We start from the raw sequence: 13,778 nt of genomic DNA on the forward strand, positions 1-13,778 counted from the left end.
CATTATCATTTATTCGAGAAATGATTACATTTCGAATTATATATTTCGGAGGAGATGTAAAGTTGAAACAAAATAAAAGAAAACGTATAAATGCAATGATTATAGCGGCAGCGTTATCACTTCCGTTTGCTGTTTATTCAACACCTGCTTTAGCGGCAGTAGCAATTGAGGCGAATAAAACTGGACAAGGTTTAGAAGATGGTACATATGACGCTGTTATTAAAGCGTATAAAGATAAAACGAATGAAGAGTCTATGGCAGCTGTTTATATAAAGGATCCGAAATTAACAATTGAGAATGGAAAGAAAATTGTAACAGCAACATTAAGTGATAGTGATTTCTTTCAATACTTGAAAACAGAGGATATTCATACTCCAGGTGTGTTTCATGATGTGAAAGTAATATCAGAAGATAAAAAGAAAAATGGAACGAAAGTGATTCAGTTTGAAGTAGGGGAATTAGGAAAAAGGTATAATATGCGAATGCATATTTATATTCCAACAATGGCCTATGATAATAAGTACCAAGTACAGTTTGAAGTAAATACATTGAATTTAGAGAACAATGTTCCAGAAAAACAAAAGGAAAATAAAGAGGATAAAGTGGATCAACAAGATGGAATTGGAAATGTAATAGTAGATAAGCAACTACAAAGGCATATTAATAAATATAATTTGAATAGAGAAAATCTAGATACTCCAATAACTAAGGAAGATTTATTAAAAGTTAAATCTTTAATAGTCGTTGAAGCTAAAAATAAAGGAATACAAGACGTAAGCGGTCTAGAATATATGACGAACTTAGAAAACTTAAAGTTGGAAGAAGTTAAGTTAAAAAATATAAAATTTATCTCGGGATTGAGACAATTAAAATCATTAAGTATAACCTATGGTGAACTTGAAGATATTGGACCTTTGGCTGAGTTAGAGCATATTGAGTTTTTAACTTTGAGAAACAATAAAATCTCAGATTTAAGCCCATTAAGCCAAATGAAGAAGATTAAAATGCTAGATTTAAATAGTAATTATATAAAAGATATTAAACCATTATTTACAGTGAAATCTTTAAAGACTTTGACTGTGGCAAATAATCAAATTAGTAATGATAACCTTGCTGGAATTGAGCAATTGAAAAATGTAAAAAACTTATCTTTAAGTAACAATGGACTTACAAATATTGAACATATTACATCAATGAAAAAATTAGTAGAGTTAGATCTTGCTAAAAATGAATTAGAAAACATCGAACCTTTATCAAGATTATCTACTGTACAATCACTTAATTTAGAAGAAAACTATATTTCAGATATAACGCCACTTAGTCACTTAACAGACTTATATGATTTAAAGCTAGGTTCAAATGAAATTCGTGATGTTAGACCTGTTCAAGAGCTAGGAAAAAGAATATATATCGATATTCAAAGACAAAAAATCTTTTTAAATAATGTAGAAAAAGATAAGGAAGTTAAAATACCTATCTATAATTTACAAGGAGAGCCACTTGATACTATTCAATTGAAGAGTGAAGATGGGATAGTTAATAATGGTTCTGTTAAATGGGGGACTACTGGTGAAAAAACATATGAATTTATGTTGGATATAAAGCCAGAAGAGAATCGTATTAAGTTTAATGGAACAGTAATTCAAAATGTTGTTGAAAGATTAGACGAAATCAAGGAAACAATAAAAGAGGATAATGAACAAAAGGAAAATGTAATTCTCGATAAAACTTTACAACAACATATTAATAAAGAGAATTTAGGTAGAGAGAATTTAAACGCTCCTATTACAAAAGAAGATTTATTACAGATTAAAAAATTAGAGATACTTAAAGAAAATGGAAATGAGATAAAAAATATAACAGGTTTAGAGTACATGACGAACTTAGAAAAACTCACTTTAGAAGGAGTAGGCCTGAAAAATATTGAGTTCATCTCAAACTTGAAACAATTGAATAATGTGAATGTATCTCATAATCAAATTGAAGATATAACACCACTATCTTCATTGGAAAATTTACAGTGGTTAAATCTTACAGATAATCGTATTAAAGATGTAACGGTTCTTGGATCAATGCTAGACTTACTTAGTTTAAAATTAGCTGAAAATGAGATTCGTGATGTAAGGCCATTAATACAATTAGGTCAGTGGATAACAATTGATGTTAGAAGGCAAAAGGTCATTTTGGATGATGCAGAAATAAATAAAGAAGTGAAAATTTCTGTATATGATTTAGAGGGAGAGCCAATTGAAAAAATTACACTAAAGAGTGAAGGTGGAACGCTTACTGATGAGGGAATCATTTGGCGTACTTTAGGAGAAAAAATATATGAATTTGATTTAGATGCAGATCATTATGAGACTGGCATATTATATAGTGGCATTGTAATGCAGAATATAGTAGAAAAATTAATACCAAAAGAAGAAGTGAAAGAACCGGTAAAAGAAGTTGAAGAAACAAAAGAAGAAGTGAAAGAACCAGTAAAAGAAGTTGAAGAATCGAAAGAAGAAGAAAAAGAGCCGGTAAAAGAAGTTGAAGAAACAAAAGAAGAAGTGAAAGAGCCGGTAAAAGAAGTTGAAGGAACAAAAGAAGAAGTGAAAGAGCCGGTAAAAGAAGTTGAAGGAACAAAAGAAGAAGTGAAAGAACCAGTAAAAGAAGTTGAAGAATCGAAAGAAGAAGAAAAAGAGCCGGTAAAAGAAGTTGAAGAAACAAAAGAAGAAGTGAAAGAGCCGGTAAAAGAAGTTGAAGAAACAAAAGAAGAAGTGAAAGAGCCGGTAAAAGAAGTTGAAGGAACAAAAGAAGAAGTGAAAGAGCCGGTAAAAGAAGTTGAAGGAACAAAAGAAGAAGTGAAAGAGCCGGTAAAAGAAGTTGAAGGAACAAAAGAAGAAGTGAAAGAGCCGGTAAAAGAAGTTGAAGGAACAAAAGAAGAAGAAAAAGAGCCAACAAAAGAAGTTGAAGAAGCGAAAGAACCAAAGAAAGAAGTAAAAGAATCAGCAACAGGATTGGATCAAGAGCCAAAAGGGAATAATCAAGTTGTTGAAAACGAGGGAAGAAAAGCAGACACTTTAAATAAACAACATACTAATAAGCCAGAGGAAGGTAAGAAATTTTTACCATCAACAGGCGGTGAAGCTAGCACATCGACTTTACTTTCTGGCATAACACTTGTTCTTTCCGCACTAAGTATGTTCGTATTTAGAAAGAGATTATTTAAGAAATAAATAACGTTTAATCTTATTATTATATATAATTAATTTTTGCTTTTTTGAGAAGACATTATCATGGCGGTTTTATTAGAAACATGCATATGATGATGTCTTTTTTTACTAGAGAAGGATATTACTAGTGATTGTCTAAGTGTATTAGAAAAGGAGGGGAAGTTATGCATATTAATTCTATTTCAAAGATCGAAGAAGCTGCAGAATTTATTTCGATGATGAATAAAGATATTACGCAGCATGTTGGTTATTGCGGGGAAAATCATGAAGAAATATTGGACGCTATTCTTCATGGTTTTTCTGATATAGGGTGGGAGAAGTCTTTTGTCGTTTCTTATAATGATAATAATGAAATTGTAGGTGTATTAGGATTTGATATAGATGAGATAAGCGAAAGTGCGGAGATTTGGGGGCCTTTTATTATAGCTTCGAATTGGGGAGAGATTGCTTTAAGATGTGGAAGAAACTTATCGAGAAAATTCCACTTCATATTCAAAAGTTTCATGGATTTTATCACGTGAAAAATAGTAATGGTATCGACTTTATGAAATATTTACAAGCTAAAAAACAAGAGAAACATAGCGTTTTAATTTTAAAGAAAACTAATGTGGAGCAATGTACAATAAATCAAGTAGAGGAAGCATCTCAACAAGTATTTGAGCAGTTTATTGTTTTACATAATAATATTTTTCCTAATACATATTATGAAGGAAATGAAATCATTGAACGTTTAAGTGATACGAATAAATTATTTGTAAGTATGAAGAATGGTAAGTTAGAAGGTTATGTATATGTTGAAGTAAATCCGGAGTTTCATGAAGCTAATATTGAATTTATTGCAACCGCTGAAAATAGTAGAAGAAAAGGTGTCGGAGAGCGGATATTGCAAGGGGCAATTCAGTATATTTTCTCTTTCCAAGGGATGAGAGAGATAGTACTATGTTTGAATACGAATAATGATCATGCGATGAAATTGTACAAGAAAGTAGGTTTTGAGGAAAAAGCATGTTTACAACACTATATAATAGAGTGAAAAACCCATTCATATGAAAATGATATTTCATATGAATGGGTTTTATTACGGATTTAGAAGTGATTTGAGGCGCCAATCGTTACATAACCTTTTTTATTTTTTTCGGCACTTCTTTCGTTTGCAAATTAACATCTTCTTTTCGTAGCTCTTTAAAGAGTGAAGTAACCATAAGAACGACTACAATAGAAAATGGTAGCGCAGCAATTATAGCTGCGATTTGTAGTGCATTTAATCCTCCAGCTTGTAATAAAATAGCGGCAATTATCGCGATTGTTAATCCCCATATAAGTTTTAAACTATTTTTCGGTGATAAACTTCCGTTACTCGTTTGCATGGAAACAACAAATGTTGCTGAATCGGCAGAAGTAACGAAAAATGTGGCTACTAAAATTAACCCGATAATCGTTAAAAATGTAGAGAATGGTAGATGTGAAATAACAGCAAATAATCCAATTTCTGTACCATTTTTTGCAATTTCATCAGCTATTCCAAGCGATTGGAACATTTCCATATGGATTGCGGTACCACCAAATACTGCAAACCAAAATGTACAGATAAGAGTCGGGACTAATACAACTCCAAAAATAAATTCTCTTATTGTGCGCCCTTTAGAAATACGAGCGATGAATGTACCGACGAATGGAGACCAAGAAATCCACCATCCCCAATAGAAAATAGTCCAGTTTTCAATCCAAGAAGAAGATTTTTCATTAAATGCTCCTAAATTTAATCCCATACTAGGCAAAGCTCCAATATAAGAACCGAGTGTAGATGTGAAATATTTCATAATAAATACGGTTGGCCCTAAAAATAAAAAGGAGACGAGTAAAATACCTGCAAGAGAGAAATTTAAGTTACTCAAATATTTAATCCCACGATCTAAGCCAGTTTGTGCACTCGTTAAATATAAAACGGCGAAGATGGCGATAAGTACGAGCTGTGTAAGTAAAGTGTTATGAATAGAAGGGAATAAATAGCTTAATCCTCCAGCAATTTGTTGAGCACCAATCCCAACAGATGGCACAATGCCAAATACTGTGGCTAAAACAGCTAGAATATCAACTGTTTTTCCGATACGAGAATTTTTCGATCGATTAAATAATGGAGTAACTGTAGCTCCGATAGTGCTACCTTTTTGTTTGCGGAATGTGAAATATGCAATTGTTAAAGCAACCATTGCGTATAGTGACCACGGAAAGAGTCCCCAGTGGAAAAATGAATATTGCATAGCGAGTTTGGCACTTTCCTCTGTCCCCGCTTTTCCTGTTAATGGATCTGTAAAATGTGAAATCGGTTCAGCGATTCCATAAAAGAGGAGTCCAATTCCCATTCCTGCCCCAAACAACATGGATAGCCAAGATGGATAATTATATTTTGGCTTTTCTCCATCTTTACCAAGACGAATAGAACCGTACTTAGAAAATGCTAAATAAACAGCCAAAATAATCATTGTAGTCATAAGTAGAGAGTAAAACCACCCAAATTTATTGAGGATAAATGAGTTTAAAGAAGATGTAACACTTTGTAAATCGTAGCCTTGTATCCAACTTGCTGGGGTAATTCCCCATATAATGAATAATGTTGTTAGCAAGAAGGAGATATAAAATACACTGTTTTCTTTTTTTATCATAGAATCCCACCCTTATTTAATAAAGTTAACAATTATAATAATCATAACAATTAAGTTTTTAATTGTCAAAAAATTACCTTTTTATAATGTGAAAGGATGCAATTTGTTTTAGGGAGGTAAAGAGCAATGTGTTCACGATATGTACAAATTATAGGAAGAAATAATATGAAATATTGCATTTTATATTGTTACATCCAGATTTTATGTTAAATTCTTGAATGGAATATTAAAATAGGGGGCAAGGATATGAACAAGAAATCAAAAATCAATAAAGTGATGCTTAGCATTAGTACAATGGCTTTATCGTTAGGCGCACTTCAAACTCATGCAGCAGCGGAAGAAAAAGTACCGTATAACGTGTTGAAAACGAAACCGGTTGGAATTGAAAAGTCGGTAGATGAAGTTGGACATATTTCAAAAGTTGATGAAACTTTATCATTTCAAGAACGTTTAAAAGTAGGAGATTTTTCACAGCGACCAGCATCTATTACGAAGAAAACTGCAGTAAAGCAAGTTAAAGAAAGCTATTCAATGGCTGATTTAAACAAAATGAATGATCGAGAATTAGTTGAAACGTTAGGCAGTATTAAGTGGCACCAAATTACAGACTTATTCCAGTTTAATGAAGATGCAAAGGCTTTTTATAAAGATAAAGGAAAAATGCAAGTCATTATAGATGAATTAGCTCATAGAGGTAGTACATTTACAAAAGATGATTCAAAAGGAATTCAAACGTTTACTGAAGTGCTGCGTTCAGCTTTTTATCTTGCATTTTATAATAGTGAATTAAGCGACTTAAATGAAAGAAGCTTCCAGGATAAATGTTTACCTGCTTTAAAAGCAATCGCAAACAATCCAAACTTTAAGCTTGGTACAGTTGAACAAGATACAGTCGTATCTGCATACGGTAAATTAATTAGTAATGCTTCAAGCGATGTTGAAACGGTTCAATACGCATCGAATATTTTAAAGCAATACAATGATAATTATACTACTTATGTAAATGATCGAATGAAGGGACAAGCAATATACGATATTATGCAAGGTATTGACTATGATATACAGTCGTACTTAACTGAAGCTCGTAAAGAAGCGAATGAAACGATGTGGTATGGAAAAGTAGATGGGTTTATTAATGAAATAAATCGTATTGCTCTTTTAAATGAAGTAACGCCAGAAAATAAATGGCTCGTTAATAATGGCATTTATTTTGCTAGCCGTTTAGGGAAGTTTCATAGTAATCCAAATAAAGGATTAGAGGTTGTTACACAAGCAATGCATATGTACCCGCGCTTAAGTGAACCGTATTTTGTTGCGGTAGAACAAATTACAACAAATTATAATGGTAAAGATTATAGCGGGAATACAGTAGATTTAGAGAAAATACGTAAAGAAGGAAAAGAGCAATATTTACCAAAAACGTATACATTCGACGATGGATCAATTGTGTTCAAAACAGGAGATAAAGTATCAGAAGAAAAAATTAAGAGACTATATTGGGCTGCGAAGGAAGTAAAGGCACAGTATCACCGTGTAATTGGAAATGACAAAGCGTTAGAGCCAGGAAATGCGGATGATGTATTAACGATCGTAATTTATAATAGTCCAGATGAATATCAGTTAAATAGACAATTGTATGGATATGAAACAAACAACGGTGGAATTTATATTGAAGAGACAGGTACATTCTTTACATATGAGCGTACACCAGAGCAAAGTATTTATAGTTTAGAAGAGTTATTCCGTCATGAATTTACTCATTATCTGCAAGGGAGATATGAAGTTCCTGGTTTATTTGGAAGAGGAGATATGTATCAAAATGAAAGGCTAACTTGGTTCCAAGAAGGAAATGCAGAGTTTTTCGCAGGATCTACTCGTACGAATAACGTTGTACCAAGAAAGAGTATAATTAGCGGATTATCATCTGATCCTGCAAGCCGTTATACAGCAGAGCGTACACTATTTGCTAAATACGGTTCTTGGGATTTCTATAATTACTCGTTCGCATTGCAGTCTTACTTATATACGCATCAGTTTGAAACATTTGATAAAATTCAAGATTTGATTCGTGCGAATGACGTGAAAAATTATGATGCATATCGTGAAAATCTAAGTAAAGATCCTAAGTTAAATAAAGAGTATCAAGAGTATATGCAGCAGTTAATTGATAATCAAGATAAATATAATGTACCGGAAGTAGCAGATGATTATTTAGCTGAACATGCACCGAAATCGTTAACTGAAGTGAAAAAAGAAATTAGTGATACGTTGCCTATGAAAGATACAAAAATGACAAAACATAATTCTCAATTCTTTAATACATTTACATTAGAAGGTACGTATACAGGTAGTGTCACAAAAGGTGAATCAGAAGATTGGAAAGCAATGAGTAAAAGAGTAAATGAATCTTTAGAACAATTGGCGCAAAAAGAATGGAGTGGCTACAAAACTGTTACAGCATACTTCGTCAATTATCGTGTGAATAGTTCAAATGAATTTGAATATGATGTAGTCTTCCATGGAATCGCAAAAGATGATGGAGAAAATAAAGCTCCAACGGTTAATATAAATGGCCCTTATAGCGGTCTTGTAAAAGAGGGAATTCAATTTAAAAGTGATGGCTCAAACGATGAAGATGGAAAAATTGTTTCTTATTTATGGGAATTTGGAGATGGAAGCACAAGTGCAGAAGTGAATCCAGTACATGTATATGAAAGAGAAGGTTCTTATAAAGTATCGTTAAGAGTAAAAGATGATAAAGGCAAAGAGAGCAGAAGTGAAACAACTGTTACGATTAAAGATGGAAGTTTAACAGAATCAGAACCAAATAATCGTCTAGAAGAAGCAAATCGTATCGGGCTAAATAGTACGATAAAAGGCAGTCTTATTGGCGGGGACCACACTGATGTTTATACATTTAATGTAGCATCAGCGAAAGATATCGACATTTCTGTTTTAAATGAGTATGGAATTGGGATGACATGGGTACTTCACCATGAATCAGATATGCAAAATTATGCAGCTTACGGTCAAGCCAATGGGAATCATATAGAAGCGAAATTTAATGCAAAACCAGGCAAGTATTACTTGTATGTATATAAATATGATAATGGCGATGGAACGTACTCATTATCAGTAAAGTGAACTTTAATCAGTGGGAGTCTTACTGCCCGTTAACGCGGGGGAAAATAAGTGCTTTTCCAATGTATGTTTAACTTTACTTTTTGTGGAAAATAGTATATTATATAGATATATAATATATCGGTTATTTTCTAGGAGGAGCCTGTCACAATAGGTTTCTCCTGTTCTTTTTTAGAGGCCTGTCTTACAGGTTTTTCTTTAAAAGATAAATAACTGAAAATTAAGAACTATAATCTTTGAAAGAGGTGGGGCATACATATAACAAAAAAGGGATTGTTTAAGAAAGGGGGATAAGAAATGGTCTTGTTTGGTTATCCACTTGAAACAATTTATTTATATGGATTTATTATTGCTACTATACTCACTGTTATTTATATCTTCTTTGGAGATATATTTGAATCGATATTTAGTTTTGGGGGCGGAGCTGTATCCGTTGTTACTTTATTACTTAGTTTCTTCGCCATGTTATGTGGGCTTAGTTATATAGGAGAATATTTGTTTTCCTTTAATAGTATTACTATTTTTGGGGCTGCATTTGCTATATCTTTTATCGGTGTTTTCATCATGAAAATACTAATTTTAAAACCGATTGCAGAAGCAGAGCAAAATACCGTACAACGTATGGATGAATTTATCGGTTGCAAAGGAGAAGTCATTACGACAATTCCTACAGAAGGATTTGGTGAAGTATTAATTTCATCCCAATTTGGAAGTAATGCAATCCCAGCTAAAACAGTTGGAAAAAAAGATATTTCGCAAGGAACTGAAGTTATTATCGAGGGAGTCCAAGATGGTGTTTTACTTGTACAAAACATCGCTTATTCTTTAAAGAAACCAAAATTATAAGGGGGAATTTACATGACGATTCCATTAATTATCGGTGGAGTTTTACTCGCAATTTTAATTCTACTCATTTTAGTATTCATTACGAAGTATCGTACGGTTGGTCCAGATGAAGCGTTAATTGTTACAGGGAACTGGCTTGGTGGAGGAAAGAATGTTGTTACCACTGATGATGGAAAGAAGATTAAGATTATCCGCGGGGGCGGTACTTTCGTAGTTCCAATTATGCAACGAGCAGAGCCTTTAAGCCTATTAAACTATAAGTTAGAAGTGGGTACACGTGATACGTATACGAAGCAAGGTGTTCCAGTTACAGTAAATGGTGTTTCTATTATTAAAGTAGGTTCTACGATTGAAGAAGTATCTACAGCAGCTGAGCAATATTTAGGAAAAGAAACAGAAGAGTTAAAAGTAGAAGCAAAAGAAGTTTTAGAAGGTCATTTACGTGCGATTTTATCTTCTATGACAGTAGAAGATGCGTATAGTAATAGAGAGCAATTTGCTCAAAAAGTACATGAAGTAGCTTCTACTGATTTAAAGAAAATGGGTCTTCGCATCGTTTCCTTTACAATTAAAGAAATTATGGATAAGAATGGTTACTTAGATGCACTTGGTCAGCCGCAAATTGCGACAGTGAAGCGTGATGCAACAATTGCGAATGCAGAGCGTGAAAAAGAAGCTCGTATTGAAAAAGCTCGTGCTGAGAAAGAAGCAAAAGAAGCTGAATATCAACGTGATGCTCAAATCGCTGAAGCTGAAAAACATAAAGAATTAAAAGTACAATCTTATAAGAGAGAGCAAGAACAAGCTCGAGCAGACGCGGATCTTTCTTACGAATTACAACAAGCGAAAGCACAACAAGGTGTTACAGAAGAGCAAATGCGCGTTAAAATCATTGAGCGTGAGAAACAAATTGAATTAGAAGAAAAAGAGATTGCGCGTCGTGAGAAGCAATACGATGCAGAAGTTAAGAAAAAAGCAGATGCAGATCGCTATGCTGTTGAGCAATCAGCGGAAGCAGAAAAAGTGAAACAAATTAAAAAGGCAGATGCGGATCAATATAAGATTGAAGCTGAAGCGAGAGCTCGGGCAGAAGAAGTACGTGTAGAAGGTTTAGCGAAGGCGGAAATCGAAAAAGCGCAAGGTCAAGCGAAAGCGGAAGTACAAAAAGCACAAGGTACGGCGGAAGCAGATGTTATTAGATTAAAAGGTTTAGCAGAAGCAGAAGCGAAACAAAAAATCGCAGAAGCATTTGAATTATATGGTCAAGCGGCAATTATGGATATGGTTCTTAAAATGCTTCCAAGTTATGCGAAGGAACTTGCAAGTCCGCTTAGTAATATTGATAAAATCACAGTTGTCGATACAGGCGGCGGTGGTAAAAATAGCGGGGCCGGAAAAGTTGCGGGTTATGCGACTGATTTAATGGCAACGATGCAAGAAACGTTAAAAGCTTCTTCTGGCATTGACTTAAAAGAGCTATTAGAAGGATTTGCAGGAAAAGGAGCGGTACAACAATTATCAAGCGATAAACCTGTTGTATCTGTAGTAGAAGATGAGAAAAAAGAAGTAGATAAAGAATAGTAAGGTGAAAAGAACCTCTAGTAAGTGAAATACTAGAGGTTCTCCTATGAATTATAATATTTCGAATAATATACATTTTTATACATTGTTTTAATTATTTAATTTATATAGAATGAAAAAGATATGTATCAATTCTTTAGATGTATAAAAAGATAGAGAGTCTCATTGATACATTTAAATCGTATTATTTTTATAGAAAGATTAAATGTTAATTAATTACATTTAAAACGGTATGGAGGGGTAGAAATATGTTTCAAGGGAAATTAAGGAGTAGTAGTTTAAAAACAAAGTTACTTGTGTCATTTGTTATCATTTTAATTCTTCCAAGTATTGTAATTGGTTGGACGTCTTATCAACAGGCGAAGACGAATTTTAATGAAACGATTTTAAACTCGGCGAAAGATAATATAAAAATTTTGGATAATGTAATTAATAAAGAATTGGATAGTAAAAAAGTAGATGCAACTTATTTTACGAAATTATTCACACAATCAAGTTACCAAGCAGATCAAATTCAAAACATACAAAATAAACTAGAAGAATACAATAAACTGCATCCAGAAATGGAAGCAATCTATACAGGATCTAGTAATGGACAGTTCATTCAATCACCAGCTATTCAGATGCCAGATGGATATAATCCTACAGAAAGAGATTGGTATAAAGAGGCCGTGAAGAAAAGTGGAGAGGTAATTGTAACTGCTCCATATAAGTCAAAAACGACAGGGAATATTGTTATTACACTAGCAAAACAAAACGAGGATAAAAGTGGAGTTCTTGGGATTGACTTAATCATTAATAATATTGTTACTACTTCCAAGATGGTTAATATCGGTAAGGAAGGATATGTAGCGATATTTGATCAAGATAAAAATGTAGTAGCGCACCCGAAAATGAAGCCAGGAGAGAAATTAGAAGAGAAACTTAGTAAAGAATTGTATAAACAGGAAGCTGGAGATTTTTATTATTCATTAGATGGTGAAGATCGCAATATCACTTTTAAAACGAATAAGAAAACTGGATGGAAAATAGCAGGAATTATGCCTTCAAAAGAAATTATCGAAGCAGCTAACCCTATTTTCTATAAAACAATAACTGTTATTGGTATTTCATTAGTAATTGGTGGGATTTTAATTTACTTCATAATTGCTTCTATTATTAGTCCGTTAAAACAACTTGTTATATCATCGAAAAAGATTAGTGAAGGCGATTTAACAGAGTCAATTACAGTTCATTCTAAAGATGAAATTGGGCAGCTAGGAGAAAGTTTTAACGAGATGGCTGCATCGTTACAAAGTGTCATTTCCAATATAAACACTTCAGCAAGTCATGTAGCGGCATCTTCAGAAGAATTAACAGCTAGTATGAAGCAGACAAGCGAAGCAACGGAACAAATTACACAGGCGATAGAGCAAGTATCAAGTGGTGCAGAAATACAAACGAAAGAAGTTGAAGAAGGAGCAACATTGTTAGAAGAAGTTACAGAAGGAATTCAGCGTGTTGCAGATAGTTCTTCATTAGTATCTACAGCCTCTATGTATACGAAGAAAAAAGCTGAAAATGGTGGGAAGTTAGTTGAACAAACTGTGAATCAAATGCAATTAATTCATGAGTCTGTTTCGCAGTCAGACAAAATCATTGGTTTGTTAGACGATAAGTCGAAACAAATTGGAGCAATCCTTGAAGTGATTCAACATATTGCTGAACAGACAAATTTATTAGCGTTAAATGCGGCAATTGAGGCTGCGAGAGCTGGAGAGCAAGGAAGAGGATTTGCAATTGTAGCAGATGAAGTGCGAAAGCTAGCAGAACAATCAGGACAGTCTTCTACGGAAATTGGGAAACTAGTGAAAGAGATTCAATTTGATATAAAAGAAACAGTAAGCTCTATGAATCAAGTTGGAGTAGAAGTACAATCAGGACTTGTAGTTGCAAATGAAACGAAGCAAAGCTTTGCTGAAATATTGAAATCTACGGATGATACAGTTGTACAAATTGATAACATGGTAGATGTAGCAAAACAAATGACGGTAGATGCAAAACAAGTAAGTGCATCTATTAATGAAATTGCAGCTACAATTGAAGAAAATGCAGCAAGCGTTCAAAATATTGCTGGTTCCTCTGAGGAACAATTAGCTTCAGTAGATGAAATAAATGCAGCAGCAGTCCATTTATCACAAATGGCAGAAGAATTACAAGAGATGATTAGTAAGTTTAAAGTGTAATAACGAATGTTAAGAAACGAGGTAGTAATTTTACTTCGTTTCTTTTTTTATGAAGAGAAAAAGAAAGAAATATAGAGTAACCGTGTTATGATTAAGTATAATCA

At 33.3% G+C, this 13,778-nt stretch carries 6 protein-coding genes and 2 pseudogenes; 7 read left to right on the top strand and 1 reads right to left on the bottom strand.

Annotated elements, in window-relative coordinates; genetic code table 11:
- Positions 1-62 precede the first annotated feature (62 nt).
- Both BHV55_RS02930 and BHV55_RS02935 read left to right on the top strand, forming a co-directional pair.
- Entirely contained in the window at positions 63-3,221 is a 3,159-nt protein-coding gene (locus BHV55_RS02930; RefSeq protein WP_168369331.1) for an NEAT domain-containing protein, read from the top strand.
- A 161-nt stretch (positions 3,222-3,382) separates the two neighbouring features.
- Positions 3,383-4,251 (top strand): annotated as a pseudogene (locus BHV55_RS02935) (GNAT family N-acetyltransferase).
- A 79-nt stretch (positions 4,252-4,330) separates the two neighbouring features.
- Here the strand turns inward: BHV55_RS02935 and opuD are convergent.
- Positions 4,331-5,881 (bottom strand): glycine betaine transporter OpuD, encoded by a 1,551-nt coding sequence (gene opuD / locus BHV55_RS02940; protein ID WP_000591580.1) that lies wholly within the window; start codon positions 5,879-5,881, stop codon positions 4,331-4,333.
- Positions 5,882-6,127: 246 nt separating this feature from the next.
- On the opposite strand from opuD, the gene colA reads away from it, so the two are divergent.
- The 5 genes and pseudogenes from colA (at position 6,128) to BHV55_RS27805 (ending at position 13,674) form a co-directional block, all read left to right on the top strand.
- On the top strand, positions 6,128-9,025 hold the full coding sequence (gene colA, locus BHV55_RS02945) for a collagenase ColA (protein ID WP_001036425.1): 2,898 nt from the start codon (positions 6,128-6,130) through the stop codon (positions 9,023-9,025).
- 294 nt (positions 9,026-9,319) lie between these two features.
- On the top strand, positions 9,320-9,868 hold the full coding sequence (locus BHV55_RS02950; RefSeq protein WP_000242433.1) for an NfeD family protein: 549 nt from the start codon (positions 9,320-9,322) through the stop codon (positions 9,866-9,868).
- A gap of 12 nt (positions 9,869-9,880) precedes the next feature.
- Positions 9,881-11,449 carry a flotillin lipid rafts scaffold protein FloT gene (locus BHV55_RS02955; RefSeq protein WP_000155008.1) on the top strand — a complete coding sequence of 523 codons (1,569 nt, stop codon included), beginning with the start codon at positions 9,881-9,883 and terminating at the stop codon, positions 11,447-11,449.
- A 248-nt stretch (positions 11,450-11,697) separates the two neighbouring features.
- Positions 11,698-12,732 (top strand): annotated as a pseudogene (locus BHV55_RS27800) (HAMP domain-containing protein); the annotation flags it as partial.
- An 81-nt stretch (positions 12,733-12,813) separates the two neighbouring features.
- Entirely contained in the window at positions 12,814-13,674 is an 861-nt protein-coding gene (locus BHV55_RS27805; RefSeq protein ID WP_370941341.1) for a methyl-accepting chemotaxis protein, read from the top strand.
- Positions 13,675-13,778: the final 104 nt, after the last annotated feature.

The organism is Bacillus sp. RZ2MS9, from assembly GCF_001816185.2.
GTDB lineage: Bacteria > Bacillota > Bacilli > Bacillales > Bacillaceae_G > Bacillus_A > Bacillus_A cereus.